General features: G+C 75.6%; 13 protein-coding genes. 5 read left to right on the top strand and 8 right to left on the bottom strand.

Annotated features, from left to right (window positions below; genetic code table 11):
* Positions 1-83 precede the first annotated feature (83 nt).
* Together BN6_RS17685 and BN6_RS17680 are read left to right on the top strand one after the other, a co-directional pair.
* The gene (locus BN6_RS17685; RefSeq protein ID WP_015101057.1) at positions 84-1436 is read left to right on the top strand and encodes a CoA transferase; all 1353 of its coding nucleotides are present in this window, start codon (positions 84-86) and stop codon (positions 1434-1436) included.
* A 105-nt stretch (positions 1437-1541) separates the two neighbouring features.
* Positions 1542-2660 (top strand): hypothetical protein, encoded by a 1119-nt coding sequence (locus BN6_RS17680; RefSeq protein WP_015101056.1) that lies wholly within the window; start codon positions 1542-1544, stop codon positions 2658-2660.
* A 26-nt stretch (positions 2661-2686) separates the two neighbouring features.
* Here BN6_RS17680 and BN6_RS17675 read toward each other — a convergent pair whose 3' ends face one another.
* Genes BN6_RS17675 through BN6_RS17660 form a run of 4 tightly spaced genes read right to left on the bottom strand, consistent with a single transcriptional unit; the run spans position 2687 to position 8179 of the window.
* Positions 2687-3871, bottom strand: coding sequence for a CHAT domain-containing protein (locus BN6_RS17675; RefSeq protein ID WP_015101055.1), 1185 nt, complete (start codon positions 3869-3871; stop codon positions 2687-2689).
* Entirely contained in the window at positions 3865-5946 is a 2082-nt protein-coding gene (locus BN6_RS17670) for a YfgM family protein (RefSeq protein ID WP_041313088.1), read from the bottom strand. The genes BN6_RS17675 and BN6_RS17670 overlap by 7 nt, the downstream gene beginning before the upstream one ends.
* Positions 5943-6932 carry a hypothetical protein gene (locus BN6_RS17665; protein ID WP_015101053.1) on the bottom strand — a complete coding sequence of 330 codons (990 nt, stop codon included), beginning with the start codon at positions 6930-6932 and terminating at the stop codon, positions 5943-5945. Before BN6_RS17665 ends, BN6_RS17670 begins: the two co-directional genes overlap by 4 nt.
* Positions 6929-8179, bottom strand: a complete 1251-nt coding sequence (locus tag BN6_RS17660) for a hypothetical protein (protein WP_015101052.1) — start codon at positions 8177-8179, stop codon at positions 6929-6931. Before BN6_RS17660 ends, BN6_RS17665 begins: the two co-directional genes overlap by 4 nt.
* A gap of 99 nt (positions 8180-8278) precedes the next feature.
* On the opposite strand from BN6_RS17660, the gene BN6_RS17655 reads away from it, so the two are divergent.
* The 3 genes from BN6_RS17655 (at position 8279) to BN6_RS17645 (ending at position 12992) form a co-directional block, all read left to right on the top strand.
* Entirely contained in the window at positions 8279-9394 is a 1116-nt protein-coding gene (locus BN6_RS17655) for a PA2928 family protein (RefSeq protein ID WP_148302908.1), read from the top strand.
* Positions 9395-9438: 44 nt separating this feature from the next.
* Entirely contained in the window at positions 9439-10212 is a 774-nt protein-coding gene (locus tag BN6_RS17650) for a hypothetical protein (RefSeq protein ID WP_015101050.1), read from the top strand.
* Between the two features lie 80 nt (positions 10213-10292).
* Complete coding sequence (locus BN6_RS17645) at positions 10293-12992, top strand: AfsR/SARP family transcriptional regulator (RefSeq protein WP_331712638.1); 2700 nt, start codon at positions 10293-10295, stop codon at positions 12990-12992.
* A 49-nt stretch (positions 12993-13041) separates the two neighbouring features.
* On the opposite strand, the gene BN6_RS17640 is transcribed toward BN6_RS17645, so the two are convergent.
* From BN6_RS17640 to BN6_RS17625, 4 genes are all read right to left on the bottom strand, one after another.
* Positions 13042-15732 (bottom strand): CHAT domain-containing protein, encoded by a 2691-nt coding sequence (locus BN6_RS17640; protein ID WP_231905325.1) that lies wholly within the window; start codon positions 15730-15732, stop codon positions 13042-13044.
* Between the two features lie 130 nt (positions 15733-15862).
* A complete protein-coding gene (locus BN6_RS17635; protein ID WP_015101047.1) occupies positions 15863-16066 on the bottom strand; it encodes a hypothetical protein in 204 nt (67 codons plus the stop codon).
* Between the two features lie 259 nt (positions 16067-16325).
* A complete protein-coding gene (locus tag BN6_RS17630; RefSeq protein WP_015101046.1) occupies positions 16326-18851 on the bottom strand; it encodes a VIT domain-containing protein in 2526 nt (841 codons plus the stop codon).
* Positions 18848-19414 carry a MerR family transcriptional regulator gene (locus BN6_RS17625; RefSeq protein WP_041313080.1) on the bottom strand — a complete coding sequence of 189 codons (567 nt, stop codon included), beginning with the start codon at positions 19412-19414 and terminating at the stop codon, positions 18848-18850. The genes BN6_RS17630 and BN6_RS17625 overlap by 4 nt, the downstream gene beginning before the upstream one ends.
* Positions 19415-19551: the final 137 nt, after the last annotated feature.

The raw sequence follows: 19551 nt of genomic DNA, 5'->3' as shown, positions 1-19551 counted from the left end.
CCCCTTGTCCACACCTGCTTGCAGGATATGACGCGGGTCTTGTCTCGTGTTCCGGGTGTGCTGGTTGACGCAGGATGGCACTCATGACACGACGGGGTGACGCGGGAACCGCACAGGCGTGGGCGGCGCTCGGCGGCGGGCCGCCCGCCACTGTGGAGTTCGACCCGGTCCGGAGCCCGCTGGCGGCGCGGCTGCCGGTGCGGGAACTGGCCCGCGCGACGGTCGGCGCGTGCTCGCTGGCCGCCGCCGACCTGCTCGCCCACCGCAACGGGACGCCGCCGCCCCCGGTCCGGGTGCACGAGGGCGCGGTGGCCACCGCGTTCGTCAGCGAACGGCACCTGCGGATCGCGGGCCGGGCCCCGGTGTGGTTCGCGCCGCTGTCGCGGTTCTGGCGCACGGCGGACGGCTGGGTGCGCACGCACGCCAACTACCCGCACCACCGGGCCAGGCTGCTGGGCGCGGCCGGCGTGCCCGACCCGGGTGACGACGACGCCCTCGTGACGCGGGTCGCCGAGGTGTTCGCGACCCGACCGGCCGCCGCGATCGAGGAGGACGTGTCCGCGGCGGGCGGCCTGGCCGTCGCCGTCCGGGGCGTCTCGGCCGAACGGCACCCGCTGGTCGAGACCAGGTCGGTCGGCGGCGGTGAACGCGGCCTGCCGCCCGCCGCCACGCCCGCGTCCGGCGTCCGGGTGCTGGACCTGACCAGGGTGTTCGCCGGGCCGGTCGCGACCCGGACGCTGGCGCTGCTGGGCGCGGACGTGCTGCGGCTCGATCCCCCGGGCCTGCCCGAGGACGGGGACACCCTGAGTGACACGGGGCTGGGCAAGCGGTCGGCGGTGCTGGACCTGGCCGTCGACCGGGACGTGTTCGAGGGGCTGCTGAGCACGGCCGACGTCGTGGTGACCGGCTACCGACCGGGCGCGCTGGACCGGTTCGGGCTCGCGCCGGACGCGCTGCTGGAGCGCCGGCCGGGGCTGGTGGTGGCGCAGTTGTGCGCGTGGGGCTGGACCGGGCCGCGGGCAGGCCGGCGCGGGTTCGACAGCCTGGTGCAGGCGGGCAGCGGGATCGCGGTCGTCGAGGGCGACGACGACCGGCCGGGCGCGCTGCCCGCGCAGGCGCTCGACCACGGCACCGGGTACCTGCTGGCCGCCGCCGTGCTGCGCGGACTGGCCGAGCGCGCCGAGACCGGCGGGCGGCACGTGCGGCTCTCGCTGGCCGGCACGGCGTCCTGGCTGCTGCACGACCTGCGACAGTCCGATGTGGACGATTCCCTTTCCGTTCCGGCGCAGTACGATCCCGCGCCGTTCGTCACCGAACTGGACTCGCCGTCCGGCGCGCTGCGGCACGCCCGGTCCCCGATCGGCTACGACGGCGTGCCGACCGCGTGGAGCCCGCCGAGCCGGTGGGGAGCGGACCGCGCGGAGTGGCTGCGGTGATCGCTCCGCGGAATCCCGAAAACGGTTGTACCGACCTGCCGAATCACCGATCATTGCCGGGAAGCCCGAAAGCCCGAGTCGCTCGGGTCGGCGAGAGGTGACGCGATGCGACCTGCCTACCTGGAACCGCGCACCGACGTACCGGCCCGCGAGGACTGGTCCACCGGCCTGGCGCTCGCCGAACTGCGGATGGTCACCACCGTCCTGGGGGTGGTCGCGGCGGTGTCGGCGGGGGCGGTCGCGGCGCTGGTCCTGTTCGTCCCGGCGACCCCGGGAACCGTGGCGGCGATCGTGCTGCTCGGCCTGGTGGCGCTGTTCTGCTCGCTCGGGCCGGTGATGCGCCCGGCGGAGACCGCGCCGCTGCGGCGGGGCCTGCTCGACGGGCCGTGGCGGCGGGTGGCGGCGACGACGGCGGCCGAGGAGGAGGACGTCCCCGAGGACCGGCTGATCGTGTTCGACGGCGAGACCGTGGTGCTGCGCGGGTTCTTGCAGCAGCCGGCGGAGCTGGTGCTGGACCGGCAGGAGGTGTTCCTGTGCGGGCCCGACGCGCAGGGGCGGGCCGTGGTCCGGATGGCCGGGATGTGCCGGATGGAACGGGTGCGGGTGGACGCGCGCCCGGCGCGGCCCCGCGAACGGCTGCCGCAGGTCTCGGCCCGGCCGCTGGACGACCCCACGGTGGCCCGCGCGGCGCGGGGGTTCCGCTACAACGGGAAGGCCTGGCTGTGGCCCGCGGTCGGGGCCGGGTTGGGCGCGGTGGTCGCGGCGCTGAGCCTGTGGCCGCTGTCGGTGCCGGGCCTGGTCGTCGGCGGGCTCGTGCTGGTGCTCTCCGCGCTGGCCGCCACGTGCTTCGTCCCGATAGGCCGCCTCTACCGGGAAGCCGAGGTGGGTCTGCACGCCGCGCAGACCTGGACGCCGGTCCCGGTCACGCTGTTCCCGTGGGAGCCCCACCGGAGCGTGACCGGGCTGGCCCAGTTGCCCGGCGGCACGGCGCTGGTGCAGTTCCCCCTCCCGGAACTGGACGTGATCGCCAACATCGCCGACACCGGCACGATGTGGATCGCCGGCGGCACCACGGGTGTGGTGGCGGTCGGGCTGCCGAGACTGCCCGTGCTGGGCGTGGCCGTGATCCAGCCCGACCGGGACCGGCCCGAGAACGAGCCGCAGCCGTGGCTGCTGCGCCACCGGGACCCCGGCCTGCGCGAGATCCCCGCCCTGCGCCGCTGACCCGGCCCCAGCCGCCGGCCCGCCGGCTACCGCTGCGGAGCCCAGGCGGTCGCGAAGGCCGCCCACACCACGGGGGCGCAGGCCGGGTCGCCGGTCCGCTCCCAGCGGGTGGCCTGGTCGCGCTGCCACGCGCCGAGTGCGGCGACCGGGTCCGGTGCGGACTGGGCCGCGTCCACCGCGAGCACCGCCCGCTCCAGTACCGGGACGGGTGGGAAGTCGGGCACCAGCGCGGCCAGGCCGGCGTCGGTCGGCAGCGTCCAGCGGGTCGACACCACGTACTCCGCCCCGCCGTGCACCAGGGCCGCGACCAGGCCGGTCGGCTCGGCGAACCGGGCGTCGCCGCCGCTCTCGCAGGCCACCAGCGCGACCCGGTTCGGGATGCGCCACGGCTCGGGCGCGCCCGGTCGGTGCCCCAACGCGATGTCCGCGGCGGTCAACGGGCGGTGCGCGCCCACCAGCGCGGCCCGGCCCGTGGTGTCCGCGCCGCACGACAGGTGCAGCCGCGCGTCGAGACCGTGGCCGCCGGTCGTGACGTGCCCGACGTAGAGCAGCCGCCCGGCGTCGCGCAGCGCGTGTTCCAGCACGTCCCGGTCGATGTCGTCGCGCCGCACGCCGCCGGGCGCATGACCTGCCGCCAGCGCGGTCAGCTCCGGTCCCGGCGGGCCGAGCACCGAGCCCAGGCCGGAGGCGTCGCCGAAGCCCGGCACCCTCGGGTCGAGCACGCCGACCACCGGCCCGTCGTGGGGCGACACCTCGCGCCCCACCGCGTTGCGCACGGTCGCGGGCGGCAGCACGGACACGTCCGCGTGGTGCACGGTCCGCTCGCCGTCGTCGATCCGCAGCGCCTCCCACGGCACCAGCGCCGTCGACGGTGACGGACTGATCCGCAGGTGCGGCCGTCCACCCTCGGTGAGCACCGCGTTCAGCTCGGCCGCGAGCTGCTGCGGCAGCAGCGCGCCGGCCAGCCGGGTGGCCAGTTCCACCTCCCGGTCACGGTCCACCAGCGGGCCGTGGGTGAGCGCACGCACCAGCGCGTCGCCCGCGCTCTCCCCCGCCAGCGGCGACGGGGTCGCGCGCGCCAGGTCGGCCAGCGGCTCCTGCACCAGCGCCCGGGGCAGCACCAGGACGCGCGGCCGGTCGGGCTCGTGCTCCCACCGCCACGACACGTACAGCTCGCCCGCGTCCACGAACTTGACCTGCACCGCTACCACGAGATCACCGCCTGACCCGATCGCACGGGGAACCCGTAACGGCGTTCGGCGACGTCGATCCACCGGTCCAGGGTGGACGGCACGGCCGGGTCGAGCCGCACCCTGGGCGGCAGGGCGAACCCCGCCGCCGGGAACGCCGGGTCCTCCCCCGTGCCCGCCAGGAACGACGCCGCGTACGGCAGGTGCTCCTCCTCGGCCTTCGGCGGCAACGGGAACCGCACGAGTTCGCCGCGCGCGGCCGGGGTTTCCGGGGCGTCCTCGGCCGGGCTGAGCGAGACCGTGCCCGCGATGTGGTCGATGTAGGCCGCGGCCAGCTCGACGTCGCCCACGGCGGCGATCGCCGTGAACGCCGCCCTCAGCGACGGCGCGGCCGCCAGCGCGACCCACCGCTCCCGGACCGGGCCGTGCGGGAACCGCTGCCGCACCGCCTCGGCGGCCAGCGCGCCGGGCAGCGCCCAGTCCAGCGCCCGTTCGCTCAACGCGCGCCGCGCGTCACCGTCCACTGTGGACGCCCAGCGGACCAGTGCGTCCGCCCGCCACCACGCGCCGCCCAGCGCCACGTGCCACAAGCCCGCCCGCCGCGCCAGCTCGACCGCCGCGCCGTACTGCTCGTCGGCCGCCGCGTACTCCCCCAGGGCCTCCAGCGCCGCACCGCGCACCTGGTGGACGGCGATCAGCTCGCCGGGCGTCGCCCAGCCGCCTTCCGCGACGCGATCGAGCATTCCCAACGCCTCGCGGGCCCGGCCGCGCATGATCTCGACCGCGGCCCGCCCGTGCAGGCACACCAGCAGCCGGTGCTGGTCGCCCGCCGCCCGCAGCAGGCCCTCGGCCTCGTCGTAGAGCGTGATGGCGCGGTCGTTGTCCGACGCCAGGTAGGCCAGCCGGGCCAGGCTGAGCACGGCGGTGGCCTGCGCGGCGACGTCACCGGTCGCCTGCGCCAGGTCCCGGCTCAGCCCGAGGTGCTCGGCGCTGCCCGCCCGGTCGCCGGTGCCGTCGGCGATGTCGGCGAGGGTCGCGTGGACGAACGCCGCCAACTGCGGCGCGGACGCGTAGGCCAGGTCGAGCGCCGCCGCGGCCACGTCGGCGGCCTCGCCGAACCGGCCGCCGGCGGCCAGCGCGGCGGCGCGCACCACGAGGATCGGCGGCTGCGCGCCGGCCAGCGCCTCGGCCTCGGCCAGGTCGGTGAGGGCTTCGTCGGACCGGGACACGTGCCGCAGGAGCTGGGCACGCGCCACGAGCGCGGCCACCAGCACGCCCGCCGTGCCGTAGGCGTCGCCGACGCGGTCCAGGACGGTGCGGCCCAGGGTGATCGCCTCGGTGCTCCAGCGCAGCGGGTCGGTCAGGCCGGCGAGGTTGCCCGCCACCGCGGCCCGGCAGACCAGCGCCTCGACCTCGTCGGACCCGACGGTCTCCCGGTAGGCGGCCTCGAACGCGGCCAGCGCGCCCGCCGCGTCGCCGGACATCGCGAGCATCGCGCCCTGGCTGTTCAGGGTGCCGCTGCGGTGCCAGCGCGGGCTCAGCGGCCGCACGCCCTCGGGGCGCTCCACCAGCCGGCCGTACTCGGCGGCCTTAACCGGGTCGCCCGCCGCCTCGGCGATGGCGGCCAGGTTCGCGTGGGTGTGCGCGGCCAGGTGCGGCGCGTGCGCGGCGGCGAGTTCGGCCGAGCGCAACGCCTCCGCCTCGGCCTCGGCGAACCGGCCCTCGGACAGCAGCAGGCAGGCGCGGACGTGGTGCAGCACGACCGTCTCGTGCGGCTGGGCGGTGGCGAAACCCCGCTCGACGTCCTGCCGCGCCTCCTCCAGCCGGCCCAGCTTGAACAGCACGTCCGCGCGCGAGGCGTGCACGACGGCGAGCGCCGCCGGCGCGGCGACGGCCAGCGCGTCGGTGAGCAACTGCGCCGCCCGCGCCTGGTCGCCGGTGGCGTCGAGCACGCCGGCCAGGTTGACCAGGGTCGTCGTCCGCTGGTCCTTGCGGGCCACCTGGGAAGCGGCCTCCAGCGCGGCGATCGCGCCCGCGACGTCACCGGCCTGGAACCGGTGCACGCCCTCGTTGTTCAGCCTCGACCACTTGCTCACCGGCGGCCCGCCAGGCGTTCGGTGAGGGTCGCGTCCGGCGCGTCCGGCCGGGTGCGCGCGTGGGCGATGATCGCCGCCCGCCGGGCCGGGGCGTCGGGGTCGGCGGGCCGGGCGGAGGGGTCGGAGGGGTCGGCGAAGCCCGGGGCGTAGACGGTGAGCCGGCGCGCGGCCGGCGGCAGCAGCAGGACGGTCGGCGGCACGGCGGCGCGGCCGGTGCGCCGACCGAGGTCGTCGGTGCCCTCCAGCGGAAGGTCGACCGGGCCGAACCGGGCCGCGAGCGGCACGTCCGGCCGGGGTCCGCCGGGCACCACGACGTCGAGGAAGGTGCCGCCGCCGCGCCGGACCACGGCCCACCGCGCGTCCGCCGCCGCGTCCACCGCGCCGGCCGGGACCAGCGCCCAGTCGACCGGGTCGGCTCCACTGTGGACGGTCACCCCGTCCACGCCCGCAGCGCCGCCGGCGGCCAGTGCGAACTCGGCGCGGGTGGCGACCGGGGCGGGCAGCACGATCCCGTAGTCCTCGGCGAGCGCGGCCAGCCGTTCGGACAGGCCGGCCACGACCGGGTCGGCGGGCACCGCCGCCAGGGCGCGCGCGGTCGCGTCCTCGTCGTCGAGCAGGTGTTCCACGGCGTTTGTCGCCAGTGCGCGTTCGGCGAGCAGCACCACCGGGTCCAGCGCCGGCACGCCCGCCTCGGCGGAGGCCGGCCACCACGCTTCCAGCCAGGTCAACCGGGCCAGGGTCCGGCCCTCGGGCCAGTCCCGGGCGGTGATCTCGGCGGCGTCACCGAGGATGCCGGCCGCCGCCTGCTCGCCGTAGGCCTCCCACAACCAGTCCGCCGCGCGGGCCGGGTCGTGCACGCGGGCGGCCGGAGCGGCGTCGCCCAGGACGTCCCACGCCAGCACGGCACCCCGTCCTTCGAGCAGCGCGGCACGTTCCGGGTGCGGCCACTCGCCGACCTCGATCCCGTCGGTCCTGGTGATCCTCATCCGGCGGCCCGCCGTTCCAGCGCCGAGCGCAACCGGTCGCGCTGGTCCAGGATCACCGACCGGAGCACGCCGTCGAGCACGTCCCACAGCCCGTCCGCCGGCACTGTCTCCCGACGCAGCTCACGGCCGTGCGTGCGGACCCACAGCCGGCGCAGGTACGCCTCGCGCACGCCGCGCACGTCGGCCCGCACGCTCTCCGGCACCGCCGACGGCATCCGCTGCGCCCGCCGCACGTACGCCTCCCGTTCCCACCGGCCGCGCAACCGGGCCGCCGCGTCGCCGGTCACGTCCCCGGCCAGCCCGGCGACCGCCTCGCGGCCGAGCACCAGCACCACCCGGCCGGCCTCGTCGGCGAGCTGCCACGGCCCGGCCGACCGGGCGATCTCCTGGCGCACCAGCGCCGGCACGTCGGCCAGCGCGTCGCGGTGCGCGGTGGTCAGCGGCACGAACAGCCGTTCCACGATGGACCGGTCGAACGGCTTGGGCAGGCTCTGCTTGGCCGCGGTCCCACCCAGCACCGGCCGGTCGGGACGGTCCCGGTCGGACAGCCCGTGCGCCCGCGCCGCGCCCGGCTCCGCCAGGTCCGCCGCGCCGCGCGTGCCCGCCCGCTGCGCGACCAGCGCGTCGAACAGCGCCGGGTCGGGGTCGGTGGCGCAGGTGGCGAGGAAGTCGCCGGGGCTGGTCGTGCCGGGCTCGACCGGATCGGGGGCGGCGGACCACGCGGCGTCGAGCAGGCGGGTCAGCTCCGGCGCGTTGGCCGGGTCGGTCACGAAACCGCGCAGGCCCGCGACCGTCGGCCCGTCCTGGTCGTGCACCTCGGCGAGCACCGCGCCCGCCCGCTCGGCGGCGTTCGGGCTCAGCCGGGGGTCGCCGTGCACGGTCGCGAGTTCGTAACAGCGCTGGAAGTAGAGGTCCTGCGGGTTGCCGTCGGTGATCCCCGCGCGCCGGCGCGCCTTCTTGAGCACCAGGAACCAGGCGGCGGTCGCGGCCAGCACCGGGCCCGCCGCGACGATCCGGTCGACCAGCGCGTCGGCGTGCTCGGCGGCCACCGCGCCCGCCGCGAACTCCGGGTGCAGCACCGGGCGCAGCACCAGCGGGTCCAGCACGAGCTTGACCGTGCGGGCCAGCGGGCGGCCCGACCCGTTGCCCAGCGGCGCGACCGCGTCGCCCAGCCGCGACCACGCCCGGTCGATCAGCAGCCCTCTCGGCGACGCCGCCCCGACCGTCGCCCGCGCGCCCGTAGTCACCCCGCGAGCCTAGCCGGTCCGACGTCCGCGCTGGTCGGAGGCCGTGCCGGCACCGATCCTGTGATCGGTAGGACGGTCCGGCGGCGCACGCTCGGCACCATGAAGATTCCGCAGCCCGACCCGGTGTACGGGACGCCGCCGCAGTACTACCCGGCCATGCCGTACGGCATGCCGCCGCGCCGGTCGTGGCGCGGACCGCTGATCCCGCTGATCCCGCTGGCCCTGTTCGCCTGCCTGTTCTTCGGCGGCTCCTACCTGGTGGCGTCCGAACCGGACGTCGAGGCCGAGGGCGGCGCGGGCTTCGCCGTGGTCGACGGCCGCGAGGCGCTGCTGGTGCCCTACACCCGGCACGGCCCGCGCGGCATGTTCCAGCTGATGTTCCAGGACATGTTCCAGGTGCGGCTGGCCGCCCGCGACACCGGCACCGGCGAACTGCGCTGGGACACCCAGCTGTCCGACGGGATCGTCGGGAACGCCGACGTGCTGGCGGCCGGTGCCCGCTACGCCTACGTGGCCATGGACTCCGGGCTGGTGGTCCTCGACCTGGCCGACGGGGCGAAGGTCGCCGAGGGCGCCGGGATCGAGGGCCTCGGCTCCTCCTACATCGCCGCGCCGTGGGCCTACCGGTTCGACGCGGACAACCGCCGCGTGGTCACCATGGGCGGCGACGGCCGGGTCTCCACGATCGCGCTGGACACCGCCACCGCGACACCGGCCGACCCGGCGACCACCGCCGCGTGGGCGGGGCAGCTTTCCGAGAGCGCCGCGCGCGAGGTCCGGACCAGCACCAGGCCGCAGGCCGAGTACGCCGGCGGGCAGGTCGAGCTGGTCGCCCGGGGCGACGGCGGCCCCGGCCACACCCTGGTCAAACGCGCCCCGGACGGCGACCGGACCGCGGTCGGCGACGCGGTGTTCCAGCAGGCGGGCCTGGTGATCAGCGGCACCGCCCTGGCCGGGGCCGGGTCGGAGCAGGCGCTCGTCGTGCACAACCGCGGCGTCAACGACCCGGCCCGGCAGCTCAGCGCGGTGTCGTTGGCCACCGGCAAGGTCACCGCCACCATCCCGGTCGACAGGTCGTCGTTCACCGCAGTGGTCACCAGCCCGCAGGGCGTCACCGCGATCGGCGTCGGACCGGTCGTGGCCGTGCTGCACCCCGACGGCCGGCTCACCGCTGTCCCGTTCGGCTCCGCCGACTTCTTCGGCAACCCTTCCTGACCGCTTCACCCCCCGACCGCTTGAGTCGCGAAAGGATTCCCGCCATGAAGGTCATCGCCTGGGTCGTGCTCCTGATCAGCCTCGTCCTCACCGCCGCCTACGTCGCCAACGGGCTGACCTCCGCCGACGAGCTCCCCTGGCTCAACGGCTGGATGGCGGGCCCGATGCTGCTGATCTCCGCGGTGCCGACGCTGTTCTCCGTCGCCCGGATGACCAGCGGCATGTCGCTGACCGGCGGCGTGCACAGGACGTTCCACGGCGCGCCGATCGGCATCGGCCGGGTGGTCGGCGTGACCCGCACCGGGCTGACCGTCAACGACCAGCCGCAACTGGACATCCGGCTGGAGATCGACACCCCGGACGGCCACGTGCTGGCCGGCACCGCCCGCCAGCTGGTCGACCTGACCGACCTGGCGGTGGTGCGGGTCGGCGCGACGCTGCCGGTCCGCTACCTGCCCGACGGCCGCGCCGCGCTGGCCACCGACGCCTCGCCGGGCGAGCTCCAGGCCGCGCTGGACCAGGTCCAGCTGGCCCAGGGCCTGGTCACGCCGCAGCAACTGCACATCTCCCGCGCCGGTGTCGACGCGCAGGCCGTGGTGCTGGCCATGGTGCCCACCGGCGAGGTGCGGCACGACCGGTCGATGGTGACCCTGACGCTGCGGGTCACCCGGCCGGACCGGGCGATGTTCGACGTGACCCAGCAGAAGGCGCTGCCCGCCGGCGCCATCGGGCAGCTCCAGCCCGGCGCTGTCGTACGGGTGAAGTACCTTCCGCACGACGAGTCCGAGGTGGTCGTGCTGACCCAGTACGCGCCCTGACCGGACCGGGCGCACCGCCGGGGCGGCGGGGGGCGGCCGCGGCGGCGAGGACAATGGTCCGGAGTCGCTGCGGAGGTGTGGTGGAGTTCTGTCTGCTCGGTGAGGTGGCGGCCCGCTCGACCGGTGGGCCGGTCGACCTGGGGCCGTCGATGCAGCGGTGCGTGCTGGCGGCGCTCGCCGTGGACGTCGGGCGGGTGGTGCCGGTCGGGCGGATCGTCGAACGGGTCTGGGGCAGCGAACCGCCGCCGCGCGCCCGCGCCACCCTGTCCAGCTACATCTCCCGCCTGCGGGCCGCGCTGCCCGAGGCCCCCATCGTGTGGCGCTCCGGCGGGTACCTGCTCGACGTGCCCCGCGAGGACGTGGACCTGCACCGGTTCCGGGCGCTGGTCCGGGCCGGTGACGTCGCCGGGGCCCTGGCGCTGCGCCACGGCGAACCGCTGACCGGGCTGGACAGCGACTGGGCGCGCACCGAGCGGGAACTGCTGCGCCAAGAGCTGCTGGGCGCCGAACTGGACCTGGTGGACGACCGGCTGCGCCAAGGCCGGGGCGAGGGGCTGGTGGCGGACCTCGCCGGGCTGGTCGCCGCGCACCCGCTCGACGAGCGGCTGGCCGGCCAGTACCTGCTCGCGCTGTACCGGGCCGGGCGGTCCGCCGACGCGCTGGAGCACTTCCAGCGGGTCCGGCTCGGGCTGCGCGACCAGCTCGGCGCGGACCCCGGCGAGCCCCTGCGCGAACTGCACCGCCGCGTCCTGGCCGCCGACCCGGGGCTGGACCCCGAGCCCGCGCCGGGCGCCGGCGTGCCCCGGCAGCTGCCCGCCGCGCCGGAACCGTTCGTCGGCCGCCGCGACGAGCTGGCCCGGCTGGACGAGCTGGACGGCACGGCGGTGATCTCCTCCATCGCCGGCGTCGGCGGCATCGGCAAGACGTGGCTGGCCCTGCACTGGGCGCACCACAACGCGCACCGCTTCCCGGACGGGCAGCTGTTCGTCGACCTGCGCGGGTTCGGCCCGCGCGCCGACCAGGTCGACCCGGCGACGGCCGTGCGCGGCTTCCTGGAGGCGCTGGGCGTGGACCGCGACCGCATCCCGGTCGAGCCGCACGCGCAGACCGCGCTGTTCCGCACGACCGTCGCCGACCGCCGGATGCTGCTGGTGGTGGACAACGCCGCCGACACCGGCCAGGTCGTCCCGCTGCTGCCCGGCACCCGGTCGTGCACGGTGCTGGTGACCAGCCGCAGCAGGCTGCCCGGCCTGGTCACCCGGCACGGCGCGCGCCCGGTGCCGCTGGACGTGCTGACCGCGGCCGAGGCGCGGGCGCTGTTGGTGCGACGCCTGGGCGCGGACCGGGTCGACGCCGAACCCGAGGCGGTCGCCGAGCTGATCGCCCGCTGCGGCGGGTTCCCGCTGGCGCTGGGCATCATCGCCGGCCGGGCGCGGTCGACCCCCGGCGCGAGCCTCGCCGCCGCCGCGGCCGAGCTGCGCGACCTGGGCCTGACCGCGCTGGACGACGGCGACCCGGCGGCCAGCCTGCCCGACGTGCTGCGCTGGTCCTACCGGGCGCTGACCGCAGAGCAGGCCGCGGTGTTCGCGCTGCTGGGCATCGCGCCGGGACCGACCACCGACCTGCGCGCGGCGGCGAGCTTGACCGGGCTGCCCACGGGGCGGGCCGCCGCGGCGCTGCGCGGGCTGCACCAGGCGTCGCTGGTCGACCTGGACAGCGCGGGCCGGTACCGGATGCACGACCTGGTCCGCGCCTACGCAGCCGAACGCGCGAACGAGCACCTGTCCGCCGACGAGCGCTCCGCCGCGCTGCGCCGTGCGGTCGACTTCTACCTGCACACCGCGCACGCGGGCGACGTGGTGCTGGACCCGCACCGCAACCCGGTGCGCTTGGAAGACGCCGCGCCCGATTGCGTGCCCGTGTCGTTGGCCGACGACAACGCCGCCCTGGCGTGGTTCGAGGCGGAGCACGCGTGCCTGCTGGCGGCGCAGCAGACGGCCGCCGCCGAGGGCCGGCACCTGGCGGTGTGGCACCTGGCGTGGGCGCTGTCGACGTTCCACAAGCGCACGGGCCGTTCGGCGGACCAGATCACCGTGTGGCAGTCCACCCTCACCGCCACCGAACACCTCGCCGACCCGACGGCGCGGATCCAGGCACACCGCCACCTGGGCCGCGAGTACTCGGTGACCGAACGGCACGACGAGGCGCTGCGCCACCTGCACGCCGCGCTCGAACTGACCGACCAGGACCCCGTCCAGCAGGCCGTGACGCACTGGGCGCTGGCGTGGGCGTGGGAGATGCGCGGCGGCAACCAGCAGGCGCTGGAGCACGCGTTCCACGCGCTGGCGCTGCACGAGCGGATGGACGACCCGATCGGCCAGGCGATCACGCTCAACCAGGTCGGCTGGTACCAGGCCAGGATGGGCGATTTCGAGCAGGCGCGCGAACACTGCGAAGCCGCCCTGGCCCTGCACCGCAAGCACGACAACCGCGACGGCCAGGCCAACACCCTGGACAGCCTCGGCTACGTCCACCACCACACCGCCCGCTACGACGACGCCATCGCCCACTACAGCGAAGCCGTCACCCTGTACCGGGAACAGGGCGACACCTACGAAATCGCCAGCACCCTCAACCGCCTGGCCCAAACCCACGCCGCCCGGGGCGACGCCACCGCGGCCCGCGCCGCGTGGCAGGAAGCCCTCGCCCTCTACCAGTCCCAACAGCGCACGGCCGACGCCGACAACGTCCGCCGCCAACTCGCCGAACCACCCCGCTGACCGGCCACCCACGACAGTCCATCCTGGACAGTCGCCTGCGGGGTTCCCGTCAGCGGCGACCGCTGCCCAGGCAGACGAACGGGCGGCGCAACGGGTCGACGGCGATCGCGTCGGCCAACGCCACCGCCGGCTCGGCACCGGCGGCCAGGTGGCGGTGGTAGTCGTCCATCGCCGCGGCGCACGCCTGGTCCCCGACCCGGCTCAGCGGCGCCACCACCATGTGCGACCCGCTGGCCAGCAGGGCGCTGGCGAAGCCCAGCGGCTCGTCGCCGGGACGGATGCGGCTGAGCGCCAGTTCGCAGGAGGCCAGGACGACCTGGCGCGGCGGGTTGGCCAAGCCCGCCACCTCGTGCGCGTACAGCGGGCCGTCGACCAGTTCCAGCCGGGAGAACAGAGCGTTCTCCGGCTCGTGCACACCGTGCGCGGCCAGGTGGGCGATCTCCGCGCCGTCCAAGGCGTCCAGCACGGCGGCGACCGTCGCGCGGTCGTCGGACAGCAGGGTGGCGGTGGCGTAGTTCGCGCCGAGCTTGTCGATCTCGCCCACGGCGGCCGGCAGGTCGGGACCGCGGGCCAGCACGGTGCGGCCGTCCGGCCGGCGTACGGCGCGATCGGCCGCCAGCCACGCGGTGGCCGACGGCGCGACCACCGTCGGCCGGCCGTGCAGTGAGGGCAGCACGCCCCACGGGACCGCGTAGAGCGCGCCGGTCGGGACGATCACCAGGTCGCGGTCGCCGACCAGCTCCACCAGCGGCCGGACCACCTGCTCGTTGATCAGCTCGGCCTGCTTGCGGGCCGACGCCGCCAGCACGTCGGACAGCTGCCGGGGCAGGTGGTCCGGGGCCAGCGCGTTGAGGTCGGCGTTGAGCATCCGGGCGGCCTCCCCGGCGCGGTCGGCCGACCCCAGCCGGGCCAGCCGCACCTCGGAGCCGACCACGACGACCGCCACCAGGCCCGCCTCCGAGCAGGCGAAGCTGACCAGGGCGCGGTCGCCCAGCTGCGCCATCACCTCGGCCAACGCGGCGACCGGACGCGACCGCCCCCACCGGCCGGTGTGCCAGCCCAGCCGGTTGGCCTCCCGCATCCGCTCGGCGCGGCGGGCGCGCAGCGCGGTGGTCGGGTGACCCTCGTGCTTGGCCTGGTGGATCGACTGGGTGAGGGTGCGGATCTCGGCGATCCGCTCGGCCAGCTCCGGGTTGTCGAACCGGGTCAGCGGCTCGTAGCGGTAGGTCTGCGCGCGGGTGCGCTCCAGCCACGCGAACAGCCGCCGGGGATTGCCGCCGGAGAGCACCAGGTGCACGGCGAGGTCGGACAGGTCCCGGCCGTGCAGCGCGGTGCCGGACAGCAGCTCCAGGCCGCCCATCCGGTCGCGCACGTGGTCGAGGTCGGTCAGCCCGGCCCGGATCTCGGCCAGCGCCGCGGCGGTCCGCCCCCGCGCCACCGCCAACTCGGCCCGGCACAACCGGCGCAACATCCGGTGCTCGATCGGCGTCAACCGCCCCGTCCTGGGCACACCGGCCAGGATCCGCTCGGCCGCGTCGAGCGCCCCGCGCCGGATCTCCAGCCGCACGGCCAACATCCGCGCCAACGCCGCCTGCTCGGCCAACCGCGGCAACGCCAGCCCGTCCGCGAAGTCCAACGCCCGCCGAGCCAACACCCGCCGCGACACAACCCAGGGCGCCTCACCCGCCCCGCCGGCGTCCCCGCCCTCCGACCGGGACTCGCCCTCGCAAGTCCCGTCTCCGAGCGCTTCACCTACAAGCGCTTCGCCTTCGAACGTTTCGTCGGCGGCCAGCGCCACCGCCGTGTCGACGCGCAGCGCGACCAGGGTGGCGTTCGCGACGCACGTCTCGCACCCCCACCGGCGCATCCGCTGCCACGCCGACGCCGCCATGGCCCGCGCCAGGTCGAACTCGCCGGTCATGTACGCCGCGACGGCCCGGTACAGCTCGACGTCGGCCAGGTCGCGGGTGATGCTCTCCTCGGCGCGCAAGGCCGGGAGCACGGTGTCGAGCTGGTTGCCCGCCTCGTCGGCGAGACCGGCGGCCATCAACGCCTGCGCCCGGTGCAGGCCGAGCAGCACGGGGACGTCGAGGTCCTGCGCCCGGTAGGCGCGCTCGCTGCTCTCGTAGCGCCGCAACGCCGCCGGCACGTCGCCGACGCGCAGGTCCAGCCGGCCCAGGGCGTGGCTCGCGTCGGCCGCCCGCGAGGTCAGGCCGTGCTCGGTGGCCAGCGATTCGGCGCGGGTCAGGTCCTGGCGGGCCTGCGCGACCGAGCCGAGCTTGGTGTGCGCGGTGCCCCGGCTCCACAGCGTCTTCACGATCGGCTCGACCAGCCGGGGCTCGGGCGTCCCGGCGGCCAGCCGGCGTTCCTCGTGGTCGAGCGCGCCGTCCAGGACGGCGATGCCCTCTTCGGTGCGTCCGGCGTTGAGCAGCAGCAGGCCCCGGTTGTGCTCGACGCTCCCGCACAGTTCGGCGCTGAGCAGCGGGTCGGTCACCTGGTCGATCAGCCGGCGCACCTCGTCCAGCCCGGCGAGCCCGGCGGCGGGGCCGGCGGTCTCGGCGGTGAGCGCGGCCAGCGTGGACGACAACCGGATTCGCGCCACCAGCCAGTCGGCCCGGATTCCCGGATCGGCCGGATTGATCGCGTCGGCGAGGCTCAACCCCCGCCGCAGATCACGCACCGCCTCGCGGTGTTGACCGGCGCACGACGCGTCGACCCCACTGCGGTGCAACTCGCGCACCTCACGGACGACTACGGCCTCATCGCGAATAACGGTCACAGGCACCTACCTATGACATCACAGAACGCAACCGAACAAAGCCCGCCGGCCGAGGGTCCGGCCGACGGGCGTGGCGATCAGGTGCTGCTGGTCAGGGCTTCGGCGGCGTTTGCACGCAGCCGTTGCCCGAGCACAGCGGGCTCAATTCGCCGTTCTCGTGCGTGTGCTCGTGTTTGTCCTGGTCGAGCTTGCTCTCCTGGCTGTCCGTCCGGGCGTTCGGCGACGCGTTCAGCGGCGCCACCCCACCCTCGGGAGCCTCTTCGCCCAGGAATTCCCGCTCAGTAGTCGTAGACATAGCGATCTTCCTCCCCCTGAGGATCTGCCTAGCCTTCACAACCGACTCAGCACACTGCGCCGAGTCACGTTCAGCGGCCCCTCGTCCGCACGAACAGGCTAATAGTGGCACAACGGAGTAATGATCAGGGAGGAATTTCGCCACTTCGAGTAGCTAACGCGGCATGACATGCGACAACAGCCTAAGCATTCACCCATTCCGGTAAGCCCGCCCCCTGGTCGGAGGCCCTCTGTGACGAAGTGTCGTACGTCACTCAGGATCAGCGACGTTTCCAGAACGGCACCCGCTTCCGGGGCGTGGCAAGCCCCTCCAAGGTGTTGATCGCCTCCGCCAACCGCCGCGCGAACTCGGCCTCGTCCCCAGCCGATCCCCCAGTCGACCCCTCAGCCGATCCCCCAGCCGGCACCGACGCCAACACCGCCGCGAGATCGGTCAGCGCGCTCACCTGCTGCGCGGACTCCCCAGCGGCGGTCCATCCCGGCGCCAGGCGGGTGATCTCACTGGCCAAGCGGCCCAGAGCGGCCTGTGCAGCCCCCAACTCGGTCGCGCGCAGCACCTCAAGCTCCCGCACCACGAACTGGGCCACCGTGACCGCTGGTGCCGCCGGCACGGGGTGCGGTGCCGGCTGCGGCACGGGGTGCGGCAACGGGGACGGTGCAGAAGGCGGTGCGACCGGCGTCCCGGAGGGCGGTGCGGCCGGGGGTCCGGAAGGCGGTGCGGGCGACGGGGCGGGCGGCGGCACGGGGCGGGGTGCGGGCATCGCCGGCCGTGATGGCCCGGTGGCGGCGAGCTTCGGCGCGGGAACGGCCATCTCGGGCATGGCCAAGGCGTCGTAGGACGCCCGCGCCCGGCGAGGCGCGGCGGCCGGCCGTCCCGGTGCGGCGGCGGGCGCGGCACCGAAGCCGCCACCGCCGGCGAACGGGGCGGCCTCCCAGCCCGAGGGCGATTCCACCGGCTGGGTCACCCGGTGGACCTCCCCGGACTCGTTCACCACCCGCGAGTCGACCGCCACGAACGCGGTGAACCGCGACAGCACCCCGAACTCCAGGGACGTCGCCACGATCCGGCGTTCCAGCTCCGCCAGGTCGCCTACGCCCACGACGTACCGGTCTTCCAGGTCGCGCACGCGCGCCCGCGCCCACAGCGCCGGCAGGCCGGGGTTGTCGCTCGACACGGCCTCGACCCGCTGCCGCCACCCGCCGTCACCGGACAGGTCGACCCCGTCCAGCCGTCCCCGGTACCGCCCGGTGACCACCACCGGCGCGCCGTGGAACAGGTCCGGCAGCGGGGCCGGCGCGAGTGATTCGACGTCGAGCCCCTCGGCGAGCACCGCCAGGCCGGTCAGCACCGGCGAGCCGATGCGCCGGTGGATGCCGCGCAGGGCGTCGTCGAGCCGGTCCTCCGACTCGACCAGCTCGAACCGGCCGGCGGTGCCGGCCAGCCGCTGGAGGAACGCCTCGTTGACCGCCCGGTCGATGCCGACCGTGTGCACCCGAACCCCGGCCAACGGGGTCGCGAGTTCGCGCAGCAGCCGGTCCTCGTCACCGACCTGGCCGTCGGTGACCAGGACCAGGACGCGCTCCCGGTCGCCGTCGTGGCCGAGCAGCTCGCCGGCGCGGCGCAGCGGCGCGAGCATCTCGGTGCCGCCCCGGGCGTCGAGCCCGGACAGGAACTCCACGGCGCGGTAGCGGTGCCGGTCGGTCGCCTCGACCAGGCCCGCCGGCAGCGCGGTCGGCGTGTCCACCACGTTGTCGAACGCCAGGACGGCGAACCGGTCACCGGTCGTCAGGCTGTCCACGATCCGGCCGGCCGCCCGCCGCGCGGCCACCATCTTCCAGCCGTGCATGGATCCCGAGCGGTCGAGCACCAGCACGACGTCCCGGCCGCGCGCGGCGGTCTCGGCGCGGGGCGGCAGCACGGTCAGCGCGAACGTCCCGGTTGCGCCGCCCTCGTCCGGCCGGACGGCGAGCGCGGTGCGCACCACTCCGGTGTCGGCGAACGCCAGCCGCAGCAGGAAGTCGCGGTCCACCCGCGCGCCGGGTTCGACCGTCACCCGGAACCCGCGTGAGGTCCGCTCGGTCACGGTCGCGTGCAGGCTCGCCGACGGGGTCGCCGCCGGCAGGCCCGCGGTGTCGACCTCGACCACGACCGAGAGCCGCACCGGGTTGGGGAACCCCGGTAGCAGCACCGGCGGGCTGATCCGGGACGCGTCCGGCACCGCGTCGGTGTCGGCGGCCACGCCGTCCCCGACCTGCCCGCCCGCCAGCGGTGCGCCGGGGATGTAGCGGGGTGCGACGACCAGCGGCAGCCGGTAGGTGGCCGCGTCGTCCTCGTAGGCCAGCGCGCCGGCCAGCGTCAGCCGGACGGTGACCCGCTCGCCGGGCAGGACGTTGCCGACCCGGGTGGTGAACACGCCCGGCCGCTCCTCCTCGGCGATGGCCGCCCGCTTGCCGCCGGCGATGGCCTGGTCGTACTCGGCCCGCGCCTCGCCGCGCTCCTTGAGCACGCCGTCGACCACGCGGTCGTCGGCCTCCATCCGCAGCGCCGTCACCGCGGAGCGGGACGGCAGCGGGAAGATGTAGGTCGCCTCCAGCGGCTCGGCGTGCGGGTTGTGGAAGGTCTGGGTGATCGTCGTCAGCGAGGCCAGCCCGGTGATCGAGGCGCGGACGTCGACTGCTTCCAGCGGCAGGTTGCCGCGGTCGGTGCGCAGGCAGCCGAGGCCGTCGTCGCCGGCGTCGGGCCCGGCGTCGGGCCCGGCGGCGAGCACCTCGATGGGGGTGGTCATTGGTCGTCCTCTCCAGTGGTCGGGGCCAGGCCCAGGCGGGCGAGCAGGTCGAGCAGGGGTGCCGCGGCGGCTTCGATCTCGGCCAGCTCCTCGGCGTCGGGGACCCGCTCGGCGGCGTCGAGCACGACCGTGACACTGTCGTTCAACCGGACGGTCGGCACGACCCTGACAGTGTCACGGCCGGTGCCGGCGGGCTCCGGCGGGGCCGGGGCGACCGCCCGTTCCCGCCAGAAGCCCTCCGTCCGGATCGGCGCGCCGGCCAGCTCCGCGAGCTTCGCGTCCGTCGCGCCCATCATCACCAGTTGGATCTCGGCCAACGAGTGTCCGGAGGCCTGGAGCTTCTTCACCGCGACGATCTGGAGCAGGTGTCTGCGCCCGTAGAGGGCGGTTCTCCCCCGATGGGCAGCAGGCCGGTCGACCAGGCCGATGGTGGTGTACCACCGGATGGCGCGCCCGTTCGGCAGCTCCCGCACCCGGCCGTTGCGCTGCCCGTCGTAGTTCTCGGCCAGCAGCGCGGCGACCCGCTCCGGGAGCTGTTCGATGGTCCACAGCTCGTCACTCACAGGAGCAATGCTGCACCTTGGATCGGACACTGTCAATATTGCAGTGTCAGATTCGCTCGGACGACTGACGACTGCGCACCCGGCGATCCATCTACCTGAAAACCAGCCGGACGGTCAGTGGAACTCGCCGGCGTGCG

It is taken from the genome of Saccharothrix espanaensis DSM 44229, assembly GCF_000328705.1.
In the GTDB taxonomy this organism is placed as follows: domain Bacteria; phylum Actinomycetota; class Actinomycetes; order Mycobacteriales; family Pseudonocardiaceae; genus Actinosynnema; species Actinosynnema espanaense.
The sequence above is the reverse complement of the archived record's forward strand: the minus strand, read 5'-3'. Positions and strand labels throughout refer to the sequence as shown.